The 23,292-nt window shown below is 38.0% G+C and carries 18 protein-coding genes and 1 tRNA gene; 5 read left to right on the top strand and 14 right to left on the bottom strand.

All coding sequences use genetic code 11. The annotated features are described in order from the left end of the window. Positions 1-61 precede the first annotated feature (61 nt). The 4 genes from ACQ334_RS07760 to ACQ334_RS07775 all read right to left on the bottom strand — a co-directional run bounded on the left by ACQ334_RS07760 (position 62) and on the right by ACQ334_RS07775 (position 2,780). Positions 62-511, bottom strand: a complete 450-nt coding sequence (locus ACQ334_RS07760) for an Hsp20/alpha crystallin family protein (RefSeq protein ID WP_430987617.1) — start codon at positions 509-511, stop codon at positions 62-64. Positions 512-799: 288 nt separating this feature from the next. Next, positions 800-886, bottom strand: a tRNA-Ser gene (locus ACQ334_RS07765). A 37-nt stretch (positions 887-923) separates the two neighbouring features. Next, on the bottom strand, positions 924-1,691 hold the full coding sequence (locus ACQ334_RS07770) for a TatD family hydrolase (RefSeq protein WP_430987618.1): 768 nt from the start codon (positions 1,689-1,691) through the stop codon (positions 924-926). 402 nt (positions 1,692-2,093) lie between these two features. Continuing rightward, positions 2,094-2,780, bottom strand: coding sequence for a polysaccharide deacetylase family protein (locus ACQ334_RS07775; protein WP_430987619.1), 687 nt, complete (start codon positions 2,778-2,780; stop codon positions 2,094-2,096). 178 nt (positions 2,781-2,958) lie between these two features. On the opposite strand from ACQ334_RS07775, the gene ACQ334_RS07780 reads away from it, so the two are divergent. The 3 genes from ACQ334_RS07780 to ACQ334_RS07790 all read left to right on the top strand — a co-directional run bounded on the left by ACQ334_RS07780 (position 2,959) and on the right by ACQ334_RS07790 (position 6,956). After that, complete coding sequence (locus tag ACQ334_RS07780; protein ID WP_430987620.1) at positions 2,959-3,819, top strand: hypothetical protein; 861 nt, start codon at positions 2,959-2,961, stop codon at positions 3,817-3,819. A gap of 336 nt (positions 3,820-4,155) precedes the next feature. Then, the gene (gltX, locus tag ACQ334_RS07785; protein WP_430987621.1) at positions 4,156-5,688 is read left to right on the top strand and encodes a glutamate--tRNA ligase; all 1,533 of its coding nucleotides are present in this window, start codon (positions 4,156-4,158) and stop codon (positions 5,686-5,688) included. Positions 5,689-5,729: 41 nt separating this feature from the next. Further along, complete coding sequence (locus ACQ334_RS07790) at positions 5,730-6,956, top strand: hypothetical protein (protein WP_430987622.1); 1,227 nt, start codon at positions 5,730-5,732, stop codon at positions 6,954-6,956. Positions 6,957-6,962: 6 nt separating this feature from the next. Here the strand turns inward: ACQ334_RS07790 and ACQ334_RS07795 are convergent, their stop codons facing one another. Next, a complete protein-coding gene (locus tag ACQ334_RS07795; protein ID WP_430987623.1) occupies positions 6,963-8,465 on the bottom strand; it encodes a hypothetical protein in 1,503 nt (500 codons plus the stop codon). Between the two features lie 20 nt (positions 8,466-8,485). Then, positions 8,486-9,634, bottom strand: coding sequence for an ATP-binding cassette domain-containing protein (locus tag ACQ334_RS07800; protein WP_430987624.1), 1,149 nt, complete (start codon positions 9,632-9,634; stop codon positions 8,486-8,488). A gap of 100 nt (positions 9,635-9,734) precedes the next feature. Here ACQ334_RS07800 and ACQ334_RS07805 point away from each other — a divergent pair, with 100 nt between their 5' ends. Next, the gene (locus ACQ334_RS07805; protein WP_430987625.1) at positions 9,735-10,148 is read left to right on the top strand and encodes a cobalamin B12-binding domain-containing protein; all 414 of its coding nucleotides are present in this window, start codon (positions 9,735-9,737) and stop codon (positions 10,146-10,148) included. A 66-nt stretch (positions 10,149-10,214) separates the two neighbouring features. On the opposite strand, the gene ACQ334_RS07810 is transcribed toward ACQ334_RS07805, so the two are convergent. From ACQ334_RS07810 to ACQ334_RS07830, 5 genes are all read right to left on the bottom strand, one after another. Next, complete coding sequence (locus ACQ334_RS07810) at positions 10,215-10,622, bottom strand: hypothetical protein (RefSeq protein ID WP_430987626.1); 408 nt, start codon at positions 10,620-10,622, stop codon at positions 10,215-10,217. A gap of 222 nt (positions 10,623-10,844) precedes the next feature. Then, complete coding sequence (locus tag ACQ334_RS07815) at positions 10,845-11,585, bottom strand: LytR/AlgR family response regulator transcription factor (protein ID WP_430987627.1); 741 nt, start codon at positions 11,583-11,585, stop codon at positions 10,845-10,847. Between the two features lie 4 nt (positions 11,586-11,589). Continuing rightward, positions 11,590-15,216: a sensor histidine kinase gene (locus ACQ334_RS07820; RefSeq protein ID WP_430987628.1), complete on the bottom strand. Its 3,627-nt coding sequence runs from the start codon at positions 15,214-15,216 to the stop codon at positions 11,590-11,592. Positions 15,217-15,773: 557 nt separating this feature from the next. Next, a complete protein-coding gene (locus ACQ334_RS07825) occupies positions 15,774-16,022 on the bottom strand; it encodes a hypothetical protein (protein ID WP_430987629.1) in 249 nt (82 codons plus the stop codon). Between the two features lie 214 nt (positions 16,023-16,236). Further along, positions 16,237-16,383 (bottom strand): hypothetical protein, encoded by a 147-nt coding sequence (locus tag ACQ334_RS07830; protein ID WP_430987630.1) that lies wholly within the window; start codon positions 16,381-16,383, stop codon positions 16,237-16,239. 11 nt (positions 16,384-16,394) lie between these two features. Between ACQ334_RS07830 and ACQ334_RS07835 the strand changes: the two genes are divergently transcribed. Next, positions 16,395-17,189 carry an enoyl-CoA hydratase/isomerase family protein gene (locus tag ACQ334_RS07835; protein WP_430987631.1) on the top strand — a complete coding sequence of 265 codons (795 nt, stop codon included), beginning with the start codon at positions 16,395-16,397 and terminating at the stop codon, positions 17,187-17,189. A gap of 65 nt (positions 17,190-17,254) precedes the next feature. Here the strand turns inward: ACQ334_RS07835 and ACQ334_RS07840 are convergent, their stop codons facing one another. The 3 genes from ACQ334_RS07840 to galA are packed head-to-tail and all read right to left on the bottom strand — an operon-like array spanning position 17,255 to position 23,235. Then, positions 17,255-19,378, bottom strand: coding sequence for an alpha-L-fucosidase (locus tag ACQ334_RS07840; protein ID WP_430987632.1), 2,124 nt, complete (start codon positions 19,376-19,378; stop codon positions 17,255-17,257). Between the two features lie 11 nt (positions 19,379-19,389). After that, positions 19,390-20,814, bottom strand: coding sequence for an alpha-L-fucosidase (locus tag ACQ334_RS07845; protein WP_430987633.1), 1,425 nt, complete (start codon positions 20,812-20,814; stop codon positions 19,390-19,392). An 18-nt stretch (positions 20,815-20,832) separates the two neighbouring features. After that, complete coding sequence (gene galA / locus ACQ334_RS07850; protein WP_430987634.1) at positions 20,833-23,235, bottom strand: beta-galactosidase GalA; 2,403 nt, start codon at positions 23,233-23,235, stop codon at positions 20,833-20,835. Positions 23,236-23,292 lie beyond the last annotated feature (57 nt).

Raw genomic sequence — 23,292 nt, forward strand, 5'->3', positions numbered from 1 at the left:
AAGATAAAAAATACCCTGCCGCCCTATGCGGCAGGGTTAGTGAAGCAGTGTATTAAACTGCTTATTTAACGGCTATGTGTTTAGCCGGAATTTTCCTGGTTTCTTCAGTTTTAGGAAGCGTAAGTTTTAAAACCCCATCTTCGTATTTAGCAGCTATTTTATCCTGCATTACACCTTCAGGCAGTGTAAAACTTCTGCTGAAAGAAGAATAGTTATATTCCTTACGGGTAAACTTTTCATCCTTCTCTTCTTTTTCTTCTTTGGTTTCGGAGCTGATGGTTAGCATATTGCCTTCCACATTAATGTTAAAGTCATCCTTTTTGATACCAGGTATGGCAAGTGATACTTTATAAGCATCTTTTGCTTCTACAATGTTTACTGCAGGTACACTTAATACGTTACCCCATAAATCACCTTTGGAATTATCAAACCATTCATTCCAAGGTTGAAAAAATTCGTTGAAAACTGAAGGGAATAAATCACTTCGTTTTGCTAATGCTTTTGCTGACATAATTACCTCCTTTTGTTTTGTTGAATAATTATGTACCAAATGTATTATTACATACAAGCGAAAACAAAGATGTTAGTCATCAAAAATGATGAATATTGTCATCATTGAGGAGTTAAAAAATAAACCAGTATACAATATTATTGATGTAGAAGTATATAGGGAAATCGAATAAAAAACTCAACATTGTGTTTACTGACATGCCAATCCAGGTCACCACATTGACCTATATAAAAAGAAAAATCCTTCAGGCTCTGAAGGATGTAGACAAAGAATTTTTCTTCTTTCATGCGGAGACGAAGGGATTCGAACCCTTGATAGAGTTTCCCCTATACACACTTTCCAGGCGTGCTCCTTCAACCACTCGGACACGTCTCCTTATTTTTAGCGGACGGCAAAAATACAGTATCAGCCTTTATAAGCCGAATATTTTTTCTGCATTGGCAGTTGTTATTGCAGCGACTTCTTCTACAGGTACATTTTTTACCAGGGCCAGCTTCTCCACTATATAGCCCAGGTAGCTGCTTTCATTTCTTTTTCCACGAAAGGGCACCGGGGTTAAATAAGGAGCATCTGTTTCTAATACCAGGTGTTGCAGGTCAATTTTTTCTATTACCTCAGCAAGTCCGGCATTTTTATAAGTGATTACACCCCCTATACCCAAATAAAATCCCATGTCAATAATTTCAGCAGCATCGGCTGCATTGCCACTAAAGCAATGGAAAATGCCTTTTACGCCTTGTGCTACATATTCTTTAACTATGGCAATGGTTTCCGGCATGGCATTTCGGGTATGAATGACAATGGGTAGTTTATAGTGCAGCGACCATTCTATTTGTTTTCTGAATGCCAGGTATTGCTGTGCCGTAAAAGTTTTGTCCCAGTAAAAATCCAGCCCGATCTCTCCTATAGCAACAAATTTTCTTTTAGCCAGCCAGTCTTCCACTACCTGCAATTCGCTGATGTAATTTTCTTTTACATAGCAGGGATGCAAGCCCATCATGGGTATGCATTTACCGGGATATTGTTCTTCCAGTGCAATCATCTGCTGATGAGTGGTGCCGTCTATTGCCGGCAGGTAAAATTTTTGTACTCCTTTCTGTTCTGCCCTTTTCATTACGACTTCTATATCTCTTGCAAACTCTTCTGAATAAAGATGGGTATGTGTGTCTATCAGGTTCATTTTTGTATTTGAAGTGCAAAAATCATCAAAAATTACTAATCGCCTTAAATAGTTTCCTGCGGGAGTGTAAAAAAGGCCGCAGACCGTTGTTTAGCCATTGAAAGAAATTATACTGCTGTATTGTGATTTTTAAAAGTTGGCACACCATTATAAGCCATTAGCCTGAAACCCTTTACTGGCAATAGATACAGCAATTATCAGCAACTACTGCCAGCCTGCAAAAACAACTTGTACATGGAAATAGTTAATAATATCAAAAAAAATATTGCTTTTTTAAAAACAAGGTTGTACATTTATCCTAGTTTTCATAGGGTACGGATTAAAAACGGGCCAGGGTTTCTACCCAGGCCCAATTTTTTTTAAGCGTATTCCCACTTGGTAAGACCCCTCTTTCCCTTCCTGTCAAGCAGTATTTTCCACAATTTTTTTAAATAAATATCCCCTGGCAGTAAAATGCTCCAGTAATTTCGGCAAGGCATAACTCATCCGGTCATTAGCCTTTTCGCTGTCGTGAAAAACGATGATACACCCCGGGTACACTGCATCCCTGACCTGGCAGAAACATTTTTCCGGGGCAAGTGTGGCAATCCAATCTCCAGCCAAAACAGACCACATTACAGTTTGTATTTTAACGTTATCGTTATGCAGTTTACGAAGTTGCGACCTTGTTACACGGCCATATGGAGGACGAAATAATTTACTGTGGATCTGTTGCCCTGCTGTTGCAATATCGTTCAGGTAATCATCATCACTGGTTTTCCAGCCATTGATATGGTGCATGGTATGATTGCCGATAGCATGACCTTCGTCAATTACCTGCTGGTATACCTGCGGAAATTTTTTTACATTATCGCCAATGCAAAAAAAAGTGGCCTTGGCATTATACTTTTTTAGTTCAGCTAAAACAAAGGGCGTAATAGTAGGGTGCGGCCCATCATCAAAACTAATGTAGATCTCTTTTTCTTTAGTTTTTATATCCCACAAACAGCCGGGAAAAAGCCTGCGTAACCACCAAGGCGTGGTGATAAAGAAAAGATCTTTCCTAAAAAATTTCGCTTTGGATTCTCTCCAGAAATGGGGGGCTATCATACTTTAAAAATCTAAACAAATCTACATCGTAAAAGCTGGAAAAAGCCGGGTATTTTGCCGATAAAATGAAAAAATCATACAATATTCTCTATTCTGCGTCGTTACCATTATAGAAAAAGCCAGGTAAAATCCGTTGTACTCAATCTTATCCTGCTGGCGACATTTTTAAAAAATGCCTATGAAAACAAATAGACTCTTAACTGCGTTTGTACTTGCTACACTTACAATCAGTTTATTTTCCTGTAAAAAAGCAAGCGTTGAAGCTGTGACGGCAGATACGGAATCTGAAACTACTTTTGAATTAAGCGGCGACCAGGCCATTGCAGATAATTTAACCGAAGATGCCAATAATGTTTTTATGGAAGCAGCAGCAGATAAAAACCTTTTGGGCAACAATTTTGCCTCTCAACCTGTAGAAACGGCCAATTTACTGGCTTGCGCTACGGTATCTGTAAGCCCTGCTTCAGGCTTTCCAAAAACAATAGTGATAGATTTTGGAAGCGGAAGCTGCACTTCGCCAAGCGGTATTGTGCATAAGGGAAAATTGAATATTGTGTTGTCTGATTCTGTTAGAAAACCAGGCAGTAAAGCCGTAATGACATTTGTAAACTATTATGTAAATAATTTTAAAAAAGAAGGTACTGTTACGTGGACCAACACCAGCATACCCAGCACACGCAGCTGGCAACGCAAAGTGGAAAATGGAAAAATAACTGCACCCAATGGAATGTATTGGGTACACAGTGGCCTGAGAGAAATTGTACAAATTGCCGGAGCAAACACACCTAATACTTTGTTGGATGATATCTTTTTAGTTACCGGTAACCACACTGTAACTAATGCAGCAGGTAAAACAAGAGATTGTTTTATTACAGAAGCCTTGCAAAAGAAAACCAGCTGCGATAATATCAGCGCTGGTAAATTGAAAGTACAGGGTGGCAGCCATTATGCCATTATAGATTTTGGCAATGGCGACTGCGACAGAATTGCCTCCATTTCAATTGATGGCCAGGCACCCAGAACAATATTACTGCGATAAACTTTTTATGATTGATATTTCATAACCGTTCCTGACCCAAAGCAGGAGCGGTTTTTTATTGCCATCATTTCGTGGCTGTGTTACAGCAAATAAAACAAGAACACGGATGCAACGGATCATATGGATTCTATATGATTTCTCAAGTACTAAACAACCTATTGAATCAACTAATACTTCCTGAAACCGGATGAGCATTGATAATTCTGCCTTCGCAGAATGACGGAGTACACAAAAAATCCAAATTATTCTGCAAAGCAGAATAAAATCCGTGTTCATCCGTCCAGTCCTTGTCATCCGTGTGCAAAATATAGTTGCTCCTGCCCGTATCTTTGCAAAATGAGTAAAGTAAGAGTAAGATTTGCACCCAGCCCTACAGGAGGGTTACATTTAGGTGGTGTTCGTACCGTGTTGTACAATTATTTATTTGCAAAGAATAAAGGTGGCGAATTTATTGTTCGTATTGAAGATACCGACCAGACAAGGTTTGTGGAAGGTGCTGAACAATATATTTTTGATTGCCTGAAATGGTGTGGTATTGAACCGGATGAAAGCCCCTTACACGGTGGCGCATACGGACCCTACCGCCAGAGTGAAAGAAAAGAGCAAGGTGTTTACAAACAATACGCTGAAAAATTAATTGCAGATGGCCATGCGTATTATGCATTTGATACACCGGAAGAACTGGAAAAAATGCGTAATGATTTTAAGACTGCAGAAAATCCTTCGCCGCAATATGACCATCATTTGAGAATGAAGATGAAAAATTCATTGACATTAACAGCGGATGAAGTAAATAAATTATTAGCTGACGGTACAAGGCATGTGATAAGAATTAAAATGCCAAAAGGAGAAACTACTTCCTTTGTGGATATGATACGTGGTGAAATAAAAAATGAAACTGACTTAGTTGATGATAAGGTTTTATTGAAAGCGGATGGTATGCCTACTTATCATTTAGCTGTTGTAGTAGATGATTATTTAATGCAGATCACTCATGCATTCCGTGGAGAAGAATGGCTGCCCAGTGCGCCTGTGCATGTATTGCTGTGGAAATATTTATTTGGGTTAGATAAGATGCCGGAATGGGCTCATCTGCCATTAATATTAGGGCCAAGTGGTAAGCTGAGTAAAAGAGATGGGGCCAAATACGGCTTCCCGGTTTTTGCCATGAACTGGATGGATCCTAAAACAAACGAGCTTACTGAAGGATTTAAAGAAAAAGGATTTTTACCCGAAGCATTTATAAACCTGCTTGCCCTATTAGGCTGGAATGCCGGCACCGAACAGGAATTATTCACCAAAGAAGAATTGATCGAAAAATTCAGTATTGACCGTGTGCATAGTGGTGGTGCAAAGTTTGATTATGAAAAAGCAAAATGGTTCAACCATGAATGGATTAAGGAGTTGAAAGTTGATAGTTTAAAGTTGAAAGTTAAGGAAGTGCTGGAACTAAACGGCTTAACTATTGCGGACGATATTTATCTTGATAAAGTAATTGCATTAGTTAAAGACCGTTGCACATTATTGCCGGATTTTTATGAGCAATCAGTTTTCTTTTTTAAAGACCCTGAGACATTGGATACTGAAGCAGTGAAACCAAAATGGAATGCAGATAAACAATTATTTTTTACCGACTGGATAAATAATTTAGACAATTTACAAAACTGGGATACTATTAGTTTAGAAAATAGTTTTAAAGAATTAGCAACAGCAAAAAATATTAAACCCGGCGAATTGCAATTGCCTTTACGCATTATGCTGGTGGGAGGAAAATTTGGCCCGCCGGTATTTGTAATTGCAGAAGCTATAGGCGCAGCCGCTACAATAAACAGAATTAAAAAGGCGTTAGCTATTTTTTCAGCCCTTTAAACCGGGGCTGCAAAATATAGTCTATCGCCAAAATCATCTTCATGAAATACCTGCTTATTGTTGCACTTGTATTGAGTTTTGTTTCCTGTAAAAAAACATCTTCAGATATATTACCTCCTGTTGTAACCACAGATAGCTTTACAGTTACGGTAAACAATGGCTACGGTGGCGGTAAATATAAAATTGGCGATACCGTACATATTTTCAGTACTGCTTATACTGATGCCCAGGTATTTGATAAATGGAGCAGCAGTGATGTATCTCTTTTAAATGCGTTTGAAGAATGGCATACCTGGTTTATTATGCCTGCAAAGGCTGTGTCATTTACAGGCAGCGTAAAAAGTATTACACCATTTACTTTGCAATACGAAATGATCAGGGGCAGAGACAGGATGAAGCCCGTGTATTATTATTTCCCCGCAGGGCATAAAGGTTTTGTGTATTTGTTGCATGGTACCGGTGGCAATGCCGCTAACGTAGCCAATAGTTTTGAGTTTAAGCAATTGTATAAAGACCTGGTGAATGATAATTTCGGTATCATTATTACAGAAGCAGAAGAAGCTACAACTGGTATTGATGCCAATGGCGATGGGAAATTAAGATGGGGTTACAGCCCTTTTGATTCCACCACAAATGTTGATTATGCCAACATAAAAATAATTACCGATACTTTTTATAATCGTGGTATCACTAACAGAACCAAACTCCGCTATTCTGCAGGCATGAGTAATGGTGGTGCTTTTTCTGCATCACTATCTGCACTTTTTAAATACGCCGCAGGTGTGAGTTACTGTGCCCCAAGCGGCACGCCTGTTGCACAAACCTCCACTACCCCATTTCAATTTTGTATGGCCAGGTTTGATAATAATGATGCTGTAGGGCCGCAGGGAAATGCAGATGCATTAACTAATTCCGGCACATTTACCAGCCGTGGCATTTGCAGTAAATATTTTATTAAAGAACATTCGCCTTTATATGCAGAACGTTTTGCAAGAAGAGGTGATATTACCATAGCGCAATCCACCGCTGTTTTTAATGAACTAAAAAGCAAAGGTTATCTTACCAGTAAAAATTATTTTATTGGTTATTCAGATGCATTTGTGGCCACTTACCAATCTAACCCAACTGCATTTCCGCAATTGAATAGTTTGAATGCATTACAAAAACTTTTTGTAGTAGAGCAAATTGATCTTGCTGTATCCGATCACCAGATGTACAGTGATTATAACAGGGCTACTTTGAAATTCTTAAATAAGCAGTGTTTGTAAAATGAATTAATCTTCAGCCGCTGCAAACCATTTACGGTATAGCTTTCTGAATAAAGGTTCCAGCAATGCTAAGAAAATTACAACACCCACTATCTCTGCAATTAAAAGATATAAAGGAAGATTATAAGGTTCTTCCACTGCAATACCGTTGGCCTGGTACCTGCCATAATGGTTTTTCATTGCATCATTCAAGGCTACAAAAACCAAGGGAATGAATGGTGTCATAAATAAAAATATATTCAGCGCAATGCCTTGTATGGCCTTACGCACTTTTGCGCCAAATATGGAAAGCGCTATGGCTGCAAATATGATATAGTACACCACAATAAAAGACAGCACTGATGTTTCGCTGCTGCTGTAATTTGCCACCATCATAAACCCCGTAAAAATTATCAGTATCACTGCAGCTAAAAGGGAAAGAAAAAAAGCTTTAGTAGTACTATGCCTGAAGATAAATACCAGCAAAGTCAGTACAAGGGTGATGTAAAAAAATATTCTCAGGTAACTGCTCCAGTCTTCTTTCCAGGCATATTTTTTTGTTACTGCATTATCAATACCATAGCCAATTCTTGATAGGCTGTATTGTTTCCTGATCTTTGCTTCATAATTATCATTTACATTATAACTATCATCGCCATCATAATAATAACCGTAGCGGCTATCAGCGGCATACTTAATTTTTAATGCATCCATCCTTTTAAGCAGCACTGCCCTGTCTGGCTTTTGATAGTTTCTTATTACCGTTCTGTATATTTCTGCAGAGCGTAGTACTTTTTTTGTGGTGTAGCCATCAGCATTATAAGATCCAACGAAATTATAATTATTGCATTCAAAAAAAACATACAAAGAATCGCTGATCTTCACCACACTATCTGTTTGAAAAAGTTTTGTTCTTAACTCTGCAGTATCAATAATACGATAAACTGGTTTGTCAACATACACCACTGTATCGCCCCTGTTTTCAACCTGCACTCCGGAAGTATTTTCAGTTGGCAATTCATTCACCACTTTACAGGTATCTTTTTTCCAATCTAAAGGCAACAAACTATATTCTAATTTACAGGCATTGGTATTTAATTCATTGATGTCGTTTACAATTTCTTCATTCCCAAATTGCTGATTGGCACGGTAAGTCTCTATTGCCGAAGGAATAAAACAAACTGCTACCATGGCGCCGATACATACAAAATACAATCCAAAACCCTTTAAGCCATCCCAGGCAAACCAATTACCATACCGCTTAAATACATTAAAACGTAGCAGGAATATTAACCAGAAAACAAAACCTATAAATGCCAACAGGCCAACAAATGTAATCCAGCCACCAATGCTGTTGTATTGCCTGGCATCAAAAAAAGCCAGGTAACAAAACACACTTAATGCCAATGCAAATAAAGCCGCAAACCAAAGAACTAAATGTGTTCTTGTGGCCCATGTATTGGGTTTATTGCGCAATAAGTTGTCATCAATTTTTTGTAAAAAAGCAGGAACTAATGGCCGTTTATTCATTGAAGTAGTTGTTGCAGTGTTTAAAAAAAGCGTTTGGTACTGTAAGTGATGTCTCTGAAATAAGTAACAGGAATATTTGCCGTTATCATTCTTCCTATTATTTCCTGTGCCGATAGTGCAGATGAAATGATGGTATAAAATCCTCCATTGAATTGTAATTCTATGGTACCTTCTCCAAACAGCTCCACAATACTTTCCCTGCTGGTTGCGGTTTCAAATTCAATTGCATTGCTGGTTATTTTTTCTGCCTTGTCGTTGCTGCTGTACAGGCAATTACCTTGTTTAATAAAGATCACCGTATCAGCTACTTTTTCCACTTCATGTAATTGCTGCGAACTTAAAATAATGCCCATCGGATTATGTGTGCCCTTGGCCATAAAAATAAGATCGGTTAAAATAGTTTGCTGTGCATTGATATCAAGGTTAGCTAATGGTTCATCTAAAATTAACAGCCTTGGTTTTTGCAATAATATCCTGGCAATTTCAAAACGGGTGCGGTAACCGCTGCTGATCTGGTTCCAGGTAAGATGAGCATAACTGCTGAGGTTCAAGCGTTCCAGCATAAAATTCACCATCAGGTTATTTTTAGCACCATAAACGCCTGCAATAGATGCACTGAAATGTAAATTATCTTTCAGCAATCCATACCATTTAGGAATACGCTGTGGTATAAATGCAATATGATTTTTTATTGCATACGCATCGGGCTGTTGCAATAAATGATATTTTATTTCGCCGTTATCCAGTGCCAGCTGCCCGGCAAGGCAGCGCAGTAACGTAGTTTTACCATTGCCATTTTCGCCCACCACACCTAACACATTTCCTGTGCCGATGGAAAGATCAATTGGTTTTAAACTAAAGTTACCGCCGCTATAAGTTTTAGAAATTTTTTCGGCGCTTATTAACGGGTAATTAGAAACACTGGCAGTACCTGTTATAGTTTTTGCCTGTTGTAAAATGCTTTCGGCTTTGCCGATAAAATTATCAGGCAGTGGCTTTTCTGATTTTGAATTTTCATTTTCATGATACTCCCTGCTCCAGCTGATAGCAGTTTCTATCAGTGTATCGTCCCCTGTATCCAAACAATAATCCAGGGTTCTTCTTACTGCAACAGAATAATCACCATGTTTTAAGTAATCGGAAATTTCACCGGCAACAGATGTGTTCATAAAATAAAATGAAGGGTAAATTAGTAATCTGCAAAATAGGAAAGTATTACAGATATTTGATGAATAGATTTACTTTTACAAAAGTTTTAATCAATTGCATATGGAAAAAAACAGGCCGATAAGGGTTTTGGTGGCTAAAGTAGGTTTGGATGGCCACGACCGTGGTGCCAAAGTAATTGCCACCGCCTTACGTGATGCAGGAATGGAGGTGATTTATACCGGCCTGCGCCAAACACCTGAAATGGTGGTGAATGCTGCTTTACAGGAAGATGTGGATGCAATCGGCATCAGCATTTTAAGTGGCGCACATAATACCGTTTTTCCCAAAGTAATTGCATTGATGAAAGAAAAAGAAATGACTGATGTGTTGCTTACCGGTGGTGGCATTATACCCGAAGATGACATGAAGACACTTAATGAAATGGGTGTAGGAAAATTATTTGCACCAGGTACACCGACCACTGATATTGCGGATTACATTAAGGGTTGGGTAAAAGAGAACAGAAGTTTTTAAGCAGCTACAATTTTTAAATTGGTAGCAGAAAAAATTGTTTTCTGCTACCCGTTGCCTGCATTTTTTTTACTCTTGTACCAATGCTTTTGTTTCTGTTGTCTTTACTATCTTATTGAAAAATCTAACCTGGCCAATCCGTCTTTTTTCCTCTGCCTTAAATAAATATTCCTGAACAAAATTTGTGCTTTTATAAATGCTCGTTCTATCAACTGCTGATTGAATATAGTTTTGAATAAACCTTTGTGCTGATTCACCCATATAAACCAACCCTTCAAATGCACCTTTACCAATCATTACTATCAGCCATCCTGTTAAAATTGTTTTTAGAAATATCATACCGTCTTCTCCCAGTTCAATAGGTAGCGGATAGATCATTAAACGTATAAAAGCAAATGCACTTGCAGAAAATAGTGCACCAATGAAAAATGTTTGTTTCAAAAATTTCTTTACCTGCGTTTTTAATACTGTGTTCATACAATGTACTTTATTTTGTTAGGGGTTAATTTTTTAATTGAATGCAAAAGAAAGAAGAAATACAACGTATGAATAAAATAAACTATTGAAAGGACGCAGCTGACTAACCAACGGTATTGGGCTAAACCAGAACACATAAAAAAAGCTGCTTCTGAAAAAGAAGCAGCTGAAGATAAGGCTGAATGGTTATATTTTTTTTACACTTTAGTAAAAGGCAATTTGTTATTTCAATGCTTCCATCACTTCTTCCTTGCGCCGGCGGCTTACTTCTACTTTGGTTTTATCTTTCAATACTGCAAACCCATCATGGTCGATAAAGGAAATAAATTTTTTATTTACCAGGTGACTTTTATGTGTGCGGATAAAATGCTGCGGTGTTAATAAAGCATCATACTCACCCAGCGTTTTTGATATCAGGTAACTTTTACCACCTTCTGTAAAAAATTTAGTGTAATTGCCTACCGCTTCGCAGCGTATGATATCTGCAGGTTGCAGGTAATGCACGCCTTCTTTTGTAGGCAGTGCCAGCCTGAACTCATCAGAAGAAGGCGATTGTATATTGTGCATGATATTTTTCAGCAAATCGTATTGTTCTTTATAATCCTGTGTGGTTTGTAAAAAGCGTTGTACAGATAATTGCAGTTCTTCCACATCAATAGGTTTTAGTAAATAGTCGAATGCACTGAAACGGATGGCTTGTATTGCATACTCATTATAGGCCGTGGTAAAAATGAGTTTAAAATTTTTATTAGGCATTTTCTCCAGCATCTGAAAACCGTTTAAATGTGGCATTTGTATATCCAGGAATACCAGGCCGGGCTGAAACTCATGAATAATTTCTGCCGCTTTTCTTGAATCATTGCAAACTTTTACCTGCATTATTTCAGGCACGGCTTTTTCAATCATAAGCCTTAGGGAATCTGTAGCCCTTTCTTCGTCGTCAATTAAAAGCGCTTTAAGCATTGTATTAGTTTTGAATTGGAAAATTAATTACCACTTTGGTACCTAGTCCTTCGCCATCAATATCTGTAAGGTCATGTATCTGGATAGATCCGTTTTTACCTAAACTATTGGTGAGAGTTTTCAAACGCTCCTCAGATACTGCAATACCTTTGCTGGTATGTTTTTTATCACTCCCCGTAAGACCTTTTATTTCCGATGCCTTACTCCTCCCCACACCATTATCTTCAATGATGCATTGCAAAAAGTCCTGCATCTCAGTAAACGTTACTGTAAGCCTTCGGTTATTTTCTTTATGCATTAACCCATGCCAGATAGCATTTTCCACAAATGGCTGGATGAGCAATGTAGGAATTTTTATTTCTTCTACTTCAATTGATTCATCGCAGTGAATACTGTAAGAAAATGATTCTTTAAAACGCACCGACTCCAGTTCGATATACATTTTCAGTATATCAATTTCTTCTCTTAATGTGATGGATTCTTTATCGCTGTGCAAAAGTACCATCCGCAATAATTTTGAAAATCTTGATAAATATCTCGTAGCCACCATTTCTTCATTAGACAATATCATCTGCTGAATGGAGTTAAGCGCATTGAACAAAAAATGCGGATTCATTTGCAGGCGCAAACTTTGTAAACGGCTTTCGGTTGCTTTCTGTTTATTTTCCCATAATTCAATGGTGGCTTTTTGCTTTTCTTCTTCTGCCGTTGTTTTTTGTATCTGGTTAGCACATAATGCCGCAATGGTTTGTAAAATGATCACATGCTTTTCGGAGAAAAAATGTTTTTGCCTGTGTTCACTATCTATTACACCTACTACTTTTTCATCAATTATTATAGGCACTGCAATTTCTGAATAGCGTATATCATCATCTACAATATAACGGTTGTCTTTTTCGGTGTTATCAATGATCTCTGCTTTACCTGTTAATGCTACAGTTCCGGTAATGCCTTTTCCAACAGGTATTTCAATAGGCTCGTGAATGGTAAAGTCAACCGGATTTTTTGGCCCGTATGCTGCCTTTTGTACCAGTACATTTCTTGCTTCGTCTTTTAAATAAATAACACAGTCTTCAAAGTTTAATTTACTGATACAGTTTTTAGCAACATCCCAAAGCAGCTCATCCGTATTTTTATGACTGTTGATCTGCGAAGCAAAATAGGTGATCACCAATTCTGTTTCCAGGTGACTGCGTTTTTCGATTTGTTGTTTGCGGTAATAGTTAATTACATATATAATCAGCAGAATACCTAACAAACTACTCAATAATCTAAACCACCAGGTTTTATAAAGTGGTGTTGCAATATTAATAGTCACTTCATTTTCTGCAGCCTGCCAGTTTTTATTATCGTTACTGATCCTTACTTTAAAAGTATATTTTCCCGGAGATAAAGAACTGTAGCGTACAAAATTCTGATCAGTAACTTTTATCCAGTCTTTATCCAGTCCTTCCAAACGGTATTGATAATAGGTTCGTAAATGTGGTGTATAATCTACCGAACTAAAATAAAAACTTACCTGGTTATCAGAAGAAGGTAATTCAAAACTGGCGGTTTCTGTAATATTAGAGAAGATGCTTTTAGTTTCAATTCTGTTGACCAAAGCATTGAGTAATATTTTTTTATTAAACAAAGAATCCGGATGAAAATATTGCAGACCCTTGGGTGTACCAAAAATAAATTCTCCGTTAGGCGTTTGAAAATACGAACCAACTCTAAAACCGTAAGTACTTAAACCATAACGTTCATCATATGAAGTAATAGTACTGTCAGTAATGTTATAACATGCCAGCCCGATATCATTACCAATCCACATGCGGTTATGTTTGTCAAGCAATAAACCTTCCACCCTGTCGATGAGTAATCCATCTTTTTGTGAAATGTTTTTAACCCGGCCATCAGTATATAAAATATCCAACCCCTGACGGGAACCGATATAAATATTTTTTTTGTTGTCTGCATTAATGCAAAAAATACCATTACTCGATAACCCGTTGGAAGTATTGCGTATTTCCAATTGTTGTGTTGCCAGGTTAAAATGATAGGCGCCCGAATTATAGGTTGCCACCCATAAATTATCCTTATCTGTAAATACTAATGGCACACAATAAATAGAGTCCAGTTTTGCCAATGGTGAATGCTCAAAATTATCTACTTCAAATGTTTCAGGATTTATTTTACAAATACCATTTCCACCACAAGCCCATATATAACCATCAGGTGCCAGTGTAAGGCAGGAAACTTTTTTAAGTTTAATGATATATTTTCCGCTGCCGGTATTTTTAACCAAGCGTGCCAGCTTTAAATTTTTATCTATTACCACAATACCATCACTTACTGTACTTGCCCATATCCTGTCTTTATTATCAATTGCTATAGATGATACTTCCTGTTTCTTCAAAAGTGGTTCTCCTTTTTCGCCGGGGTAATTAATAAAGGTGGTGGTATTGGTATTTCGTTTCCATTCCAGTAAGCCTTCGGCAGTGCCTATGTAGTAAGTGTTATTATCCTTTGTAGCAATACCAGCTATATGCCCATCATAACCTTTCCCTTTATTATCTGTAAAAATATTCTGGTTGCCAACAATATCATTGCAATTAAAATAACTTACACCATTGGGGTTTGTGGCTACAAATATCCATCCTTTTTCGCCTGCTATTACAATAGTAGTAGCGCCATTTGCAATAGAGGAAGGATCGGCAATATTATGGGTATGATTATAAATTTTTTGTGTGTGGCTATCGTAAATATAAATTCCCGAATTCAATGTGGTGAAAAGATATTGTGTAGCATTTATTTTTTCGGCGCCAGTAAATGAGGCGGTAATTTTTTCGCCAAACTGGTCTTTCAGATCTTTAAACGGATAACTAACGGTAGTAGCGATAAGATCAACAAGTTTTACTTCGCTGGTTACCCTGTCGAAAACAAGCAGCTCGTTAGTGCCCCATTTAGTAAGTAATGTACAATGGGGGAATAAATATTTTCTTTCCACTTCGCCAGTACCGTAATTTACTTTATAGCTAAATTCTTCCTGTACAAAAAAATAATTATTCGCATCGTAATAAAACACCTGTCTGAAACCTTTCTGCTGCAAAGTATCAAAGCCTTTTACCGGCAAAAAAGAAAATTGCCCCTGCGCAAGTGAATCAGTTTTTAAATAAGTACTGTTTGCATTAAATTTAAAATTGCCACTGCCTGTAAATAATGTTACAGCACCGGCCGGGGCATTTAAAAGTACCCTGGTTTTAATAAAACTATTTTTCTCATACAAAGCCACCCTGTGTAGTTGCCTTCTTTCATCAAACATAACAACATTACCACCTGCAGTTAAAACCCAAATCCTGTTGCTGCTGTCGCAAATTACCTGTACAATATTATTATTCTTTAACTCAGGGTATTCCGTTGCAAAATATTTTTCTACGGTTTTACCATTAAACATGTTGAGGCCATTGCCTGTGCCTACCCACAAATTACCTTTTGTATCCACACACATGGTATTTACACCCAGGTAAGAAAGTCCGTTGGAGGTATTAAGGTGCTGAAAAGCAATGCCCGGCTGGGCAATACTTTTTGCACAGCAAAAACTAACAGCTAGTGTTATAGATATTTTTTTAAACCAATGTACCAGCAAAATAATTTTTTTTACGCCGGGTAAGCACCTGCGGCATGCCTGAACAATATACTGCAGTTAATTTATAAACCGGGGTAACAAGCTGTAAAATATCCTGAAACTGCATATTGAAAACAGCAAAATTATTCTGCGGTTATTGCTGCCAATTAAACGGCAAAGGGCCGGCTTAAAGCCAACCCTTATCAATGCTGTACCTTGTTGAAATAATATTGCTGCAATAGAATAAAGCATTCTGCAAACCTAAATATTATTCCGTGCTGCTGTGCCTGCTCCATCATAAACAGGCCCGGAGCTGCCTTCGTTTAAGGCGGATTAAAAACTTACCTTAATTTATTCTGAAGCCGTGGTCATGGCTATACTTGCTACTAAAAATCGCCTGCTACCTAGTATTTCCTTAATTCCAAAACAAAAATAAAAACATTACTACAATCATATCCTTTCTTATTAGCCTGCGGCATTTGTTGTTTAGTTTCCGGTAAATAAAATGGCCCCTTCAATTGCGGGGCCATAAAGAAATGGCTAGTGCACCTAACCGGTTTTTCTTTGTTCCTTTACTATCAATTATTCACCACCGGCATGCCTGTTGACGAAATGTATTTGTATGCTGTAATATCATTCCAGGAATTTTCATCTGAAGTGGCGCTAGTATTTTTTACCGCCGCTTTTTGGGGTACAATACTTTTTATAATACCAGTGTCTTGTTTTACGGAAGACTCAATACGCTGCCTCCAGTTATTATAAGCAAAGATGCCTGCTGTTGCCAGCATCGAAAGAATTATTGTCTTGTTGATGGCTATATTTTTCATACATCAAAAGTAGAAAGGCTTTGTAACAGCAGCAGCTGCATATTATTGAAAGGATGCTGCTGTTTATTAAAAGGAAAATTAATTTCTTAAAGTGCTCCAAGGCATATTTGTACCACAGGATAATCCGTACTTACCATTAACTAAAATCACGTGCTGGTATATTAACTGCTGGTATAGTTTTGCCCTGATTCGTAACCACTATTACTTGTAAATTTTAAGCACCGGAAATGAAGAAAGAAACGATAAGGGATATCATTATGTTTACCCTTCTTGCGATGGGAATTGTAATACTGATCATGATCTTGTAAAACCAGCCTGCTGTTTTTATTGCGGCTCTTCTTTTTATTGCTATTTTTGGCAAAATATTACCCCATGTACCAAACTTTGCTGGCTACTATTGAAAATGGTATTTATATCATCACCATTAATCGTCCTGATAAACTAAATGCCCTGAACAAACAGGTATTTACTGATTTAAATACGGCTATTGATGAAGTGAACAGCAATCCGGAAATTAAATCAGTTATTATTACAGGTGCCGGGCCAAAGGCATTTGTTGCCGGGGCAGATATTACCGAGTTTGGCGGATTGAATAAAGATGAAGCTATGGCACTGGCTAAACGTGGACAGGAAATTTTTTTTAAAATTGAAAACTGCAAAAAACCAGTTGTTGCAGCAGTTAACGGTTTTGCCTTAGGTGGTGGGTGCGAATTAGCAATGGCCTGCCATTTCAGGTTATGCAGCGAAAATGCAAAGTTTGGCCAACCCGAAGTTAACCTTGGGTTGATACCAGGTTATGGCGGCACACAACGGCTTACACAACTAGTAGGCAAAGGAAAAAGTATGGAACTGCAAATGACGGCTCATTTGGTTGATGCTACAGAAGCTTTGCAATTGAAACTTGTAAATCATGTAACCGCCGCTGAAAGTTTATTAGACAAAACAAAAGATATTTTACATGTGATTATGAGCAAAGCGCCTTTTGCAATTGGCAAAATAGTGGAGTGCGTAAATTTTGCCGCCTTAAGCGATAGTTCTTTCAACAATGGCAAAAGCGGTTACGCCAAAGAAATTGAAGCTTTTGGCGACTGCTTTGTTACTGAAGATATGAAAGAAGGCACCGCTGCTTTTTTAGAAAAACGCAAAGCCAATTTTACGGGCAAATAAGCCACAGACCTGCCGGCAGGCAGGTTACACAAATTGCACAGAAAATAAAGCCTGTTTATTTTTTTTTAATGAAACAAAATACCTGCAGGCACTTCCATTTTATTTTGCCCGTTTAAATTAAAACTTACATTTAAACCATTATCCCCCGCAGAATCAAAATAAATAAGCTTGATCTTATGCAGGCCTTTTTCTAAAACAGCCTTACCTGATTTTTCTTCCATACCATGATCGCCATTATTATCCACCACCAATACATCATCAATGTAAAGCAAACTGCCGTCGTCACTGCTGACAAAAAAATCATGCAAACCGGTTTTGGCAATATTAATATAGCCTGTGAAAATAAATCCAAATTTTGATTTCCGTTTTTTATTATCGAGACTGAATTTATTTGCCACACCTGTTGCAGAAGGTTGCATTTGTTGCATTTTTCCTGCGCTCATATCTTCTGCTTCAAAATAGCTGTAATTTAATCCGGCTACTGATTTTGCAGGCTTACCTGCTTTCATCAACTCGTATGCCTTTATATTTGTTTCCTGCACATCACTATTAATAAGGCCATCTTTTATTGCTATAGTTTTAAGTGTGGTAGTATTTTTAAACACTAATGGCCTGGTGTAAACAGCTGATGTTACAGTTGGCATTGTACCATCTGTTGTATAATGTATAACGGCTCCCGGTGTAATATTCTCTATGCTTGCTGTGGGTTTTAATGCGGCATCGTAACTCACATTTACTTTTGGCTTGTTAGTATAGCGGCCAAAGTTTTCAATTTTTATTGCATATGCATAAGGCAGTTTTATTTTGTTGGGATTGTAATCAGGTAAAATGATCTCTACATTATTACCGTTTTGTTTCCAGCTAACATTTTCTTTGGTAGATAAAAAACTGATAGCTGTGCCTGCAGGAAGTGTTATATCTTTCAACACTAATTTTTTATTATCAGGATATTTTGGAAAGATGGCATACAAAGAATTATTGTTGGCATTGTAAGTATAAAAAAGTTCTTTTACTGCATAACCCGGATCAGGATCAACCGTTATTTTTAATAACATATCGCCGCTTCTGTCTTTATATTCCCTGTTGCCTTCACTCCATTGCGAATGTATTTTCCATCTTGTAGTATTATAGATCGCTTCTCCGTTTGTTTTTAACCATTCGCCCATTTGCAATAAACGCTCCTGCATAATGGGAGGAATTTTTCCATGTTCATCAGGACCGATATCCAATAAAAAATTTCCACCACGGCTTACCTTATCTATCAACTGCAACACCAATGATTGTGTGGAATTGTAATCCCATGCATCTTCTTCCCTGTTGTACCCATAGCTATACCCCATGCCACGGCTTTCTTCCCAGGCATGATCTTCAAAATCAAGATCGGGTTGATACTCGGGTGTGTAAATACCGCCGTGCTTAAAACGTAATCCGGCACCCCAGCGATCGTTCACAATAATTTTATTTTTAACCGGGCTTTCATTGTACAGCCAGGTTAAAAATTCTTTGCTCTTCCATACCGAATCACTTGCTTCCCAATCGCCATCCGTCCAGAAAACATCGGGCTGATAATTATTGATGAGTTCTTTCATTTGCGGCCAGGTATGTTCTGTTGCAAATTTTCCCTTGTCTGCTTTCCATAACGGGTTGAACCATTCGTACAAAGAATAATACATTCCTGCATGAACAGAAGTTTTACGAACCGCTTTAAACAAATCGTTAATCAGATCTCTTTTTGGTCCTACATCTACAGCATTCCATTTAAAGCCCCAATCCCTGTCTGATACTGCACTGGGCCATAATGTAAATCCATCATGATGTTTTGAAGTGAGTACAATATATTTTGCTCCGCTTTGTTCAAATACTTTTGCCCATTCATCCGGATTAAATAATTCTGCTTTAAAATCCCTGGCCAAATCGTAATAAGTACGATCACCAAATTTTGCTTTGTGAAATTTTTGCCGTGCCGTATCATTCCCCTGCAAGCCTTGCTGGTACCATTCTGCATACTGCCCTTTGCTGCTCCAGCCAGGTACTGAATAAACACCCCAATGAATAAAGATGCCGAATTTGGCATCTGTAAACCAGGATGGTGTAGGGCGCTTATCTAAACTTTCCCAGGTGGGTTGATAATTTTGTGCAGCTAACTGAGCGGCAAAGAAAAGAGATAATAAAGCAATCGTTTTTTTCATTGAGAATGATTTTATTTTTCAACCAGGTTTTCGTTTATCAAATAACCTTCAATTTCTTTAATGATAGTTGCACCATGCTCCCCTTCTATCGTTAGCTCAATCGAATTAATATCAACAGCAGGAAAAGTAAGAATGCGTTTTCTGCCAATGGTAGTACCGTGAATTTCTTTTACCAGTTCATCCATTTTATTAAACAAAAGTAATTTGAATGATGAACAATTTTGTCCGCCTTTAATATCTTCGTACAGCACTACGCAATTCACTTTTTTATCAGCTTTAATTTCCACGCCTACTGATTCTCTTTCCACGGCTGTAAATTTTTCTCCCGTTTGCAGATTGCCATCACTAACTGCAGGCGCTTTTTTTAAGATGCCGCCAAACAAGTGATAGGTATCTGCATGTTTAAAAATATTTGTGCCAAAGTTTTCGTCTCTTAATTTTTTAAAGCCAACCAACGCAACTGAATCAAATGCTGTAATTAATCCATTACCATCGGGTGGTACATTCAACAATAAATTGGCACCACGGCCTACACTTTTTTCATACAATTGAAATAACTGCTCTGGTGTTTTTACTTTATCATCTTCCGCTTTATGATAAAACCAACCCGGCCTGATGCTGACATCGCATTCTGCAGGTATCCAGTATTTACCATAGGCATTGCCTGCGTTTAAAGTATCTGTTGATGGTGCTTTGGCGCCCGGTTCAAACCCATCAATAGTCAATGTGTTCCAGTTGGTGATTCCCGCCACGCCATTTTCGTTACCCACCCATCTTATACCCGGACCAATGTCACTGAACACTACAGTTTTGGGCGAAAGTGTTCTTACGGTTTCCTTAAATCTTTTCCAATCGTATACTTGCTTTTTTCCATTGGGGCCTTCGCCATTAGCACCATCCCACCATAATTCTGTAATCGGGCCATAATTGGTAAACAATTCTTTCATCATTCCCACAAAAACATCATTGTATTTTTCTGTACCATAATCAGGATGGTTTCTGTCCCATGGAGAAATGTACACGCCGAATTTTAAACCATATTTTTTACAGGCTACAGATAATTCTTTCAACACGTCGCCTTTACCATTTTTCCATTTACTTTCTCTTACGGTGTGTTTACTGAATTTGCTGGGCCACAAACAAAACCCGTCGTGGTGTTTTGCAGTGATGATGATACCTTTTGCACCGGCAGCTTTTGCCACACGGCACCATTGGTTGCAATCCAGTTTTGCAGGATTAAACACTTCTTCTTTTTCGTCACCATGCCCCCACTCCAGATCAGTAAATGTATTAGGCCCAAAATGTGCAAATAAATAAAACTCCATTTCATGCCAGGCTAATTGTGCAGGAGAAGGTTTTACCTGTGCTGATGCAAAAGAAAAAAGCAAAGCTAAAATTATCACTAAAGAAAATTGGCTGGTTATTTTTTTATTCATTGTTTATTTTTGACAGAATTATTTCTTTGTTTTTACAATAACTGTTGCAGCCTGCAATCCGTTACCCGTTGCAGTAAATTTAATATCGCCTGTTACTTCTGCAGATTGTATGATCACCTGGCATTTACCATTAAATAATTTTCGCTGCCAGTTATTATCAAAAAACTTATCCGGCTCATGGCTGCTGGGGTCACCATTACCCACTCCAATAATTTTTGCATCGCCTTCTATCGAAAAATTAATATTGTTCATCGCTGTTGCCACTTCTCTTCCTTTATTATCAGTAACGGTCACATTCATTACACAAACATCAGCACCATCTGCTTTCAGCGCTGTTCTGTCGGGTGATAAAACAATCTGGTAAGGTGCTGTAGTGGTTTCTACTTTAGCATATAATTTTTTGCCGTTTCTTTTTCCAAAGGCCTCCAGTTTTCCCGGAGTGTATTTTACTTTCCATTCCAGGTGCCCTTCTCTTTCCATCATTTTTTTTCCTAAACTTTTTCCATTCAATTTTAATTCCACTTCTTCTGCATTACTGTTTACCCATACTTTAATGCTATCTCCTGTTGTCCAGTTCCAGTGCGGACTCAATTGCAATACATCTTTATTACTCCACCAGCTTTGATAATAGTAATAAATATTTTTAGGAAAACCACACATATCCATGATACCAAAATGACTGTTGATACAAGGCCATTCATAAGGTGTGGGCTCTCCACGATAATCAAAGCCCGTCCACACAAAACCTCCCATAAACCAATCTTTATGTGCATTAGGTTTCCACCATTCTTCAGCAGTAGTTGCCCATGAAGGATGTGTGGAGTCCCGGTCAACAACATACCCTTTAATAGTATCAGTTGCATAAATACCTCTTGTTGTAACGGTACTGCCGGTTTCTGATCCCATCACCGGCTGGTTGGGATAAGCAGCATGGTACTGATCACTTTTTTGTACAAAATAATTGAAACCTCTTACAGGTATCACTTCGTTTATGCCTGTACGGTTGCCGCCGTTATTGGCTGCATAAGTACACACCCTGGAAGGATCCAGTTCTTTTTGTCTTTGTATTAAAGTTTGTGCAAGCCTTCGCCCAACATCGCTGCCGTGTATCCATCCTTCTTCGTTGCCAATGCTCCACATAAAAACACTGGGGTGATTCCTGTCTCTTAACAACAATCTTTCAAACTGGCTCATGTATTCGGCAGAAGTTCCTATCAACCTATTTTCATCTAATACCAGCATGCCCAATTCATCGCAGGCCTGCAATAATTCCGGTGTTGGAGGATTGTGAGAAGTACGATAAGCATTTACGCCCATTTCTTTTAATAACTTAATACGGTAGTATTGCAAAGCATCTGGTAATGCACTGCCTACACCGGCATGATCCTGGTGACAGCATACGCCATAAATTTTTATCGGCTTACCATTTAAGCTCAGGCCTTTTGTTGCATCCGCAATAATGGTTCGTATTCCAAATGTAGTGCTGGTACTATCCGTAACTTTATCATTCTGCCTGATGACAGTGACCAGTTTATAAAGATTGGGATTATCTAAATCCCACAACATTGGATTAGTGATCTTAAACTGGTACTGTATTTTTTTGGTTTCGCCGTTAGTAACAGAAACACCTTCTACAATAGTGCCCGTTACTTTTTTATTGTTTTTATCGTAGATAAAATATTGTAAACTGCCTGATGCCCTGCTGAAAGTATTATTGGCAACAGTAGTTTCCACTGCAACCGTAGCCACACTGTCTTTAACCGTACTCGTTACAAATGTGCCGTATTGTGCAACATGAAACGGATTAAATTTCTCTAACCATACATGCCTGTAAATACCTGCGCCCTCGTAAAACCAGCCTTCATATTGCGAAGCATCTACTCTTACCACCAATACATTTTTTTTATGGAAGTTGACATAATCTGAAATATCCAACAAAAATTCACTGTAGCCACTTTCATTATTACCCAGGTAATGCCCATTTAAAAAAACCTTGCAATTACGAAACACACCATCAAAATGGATATTGAATTTATTGCCGGAATCAGCTGCAGCTACTGTAAATGTTTTACGGTACCATCCAATACTTGTTTTGGGAAATAAACCACCTACAGCTTTAAAACCATGGTCCTGTAAACCTTCATCTTTAATATTTACAAAATCCTGTTCTACTGCCCAGTCGTGTGGCACATCCAGTGTGCGCCATGCAGAATCATTAAAATCGGGTGCAATGCAACCTCTGCCCGAGCCCGCCTTAGCTAAGTTGTAGTTGATGTTGTAATTAAAATCATTTTTGGTATCCGCAGCATCCCCGAAATGAAATTTCCAGTTCTTATCCATGGAAATTTTTTCTCTTACCGGTGTTTGTGCATTTAAGTAAAACGGGAATATTAATACCAACAGGAAGATTAGAGGCTTCATTAATGTATGTTTTTAGGAAGTGAATTTAAATATACTTTAGTTATGCTTTTAAAATTA

The sequence above is a fragment of the Ferruginibacter sp. SUN106 genome (assembly GCF_050611765.1).
GTDB lineage: Bacteria > Bacteroidota > Bacteroidia > Chitinophagales > Chitinophagaceae > Ferruginibacter.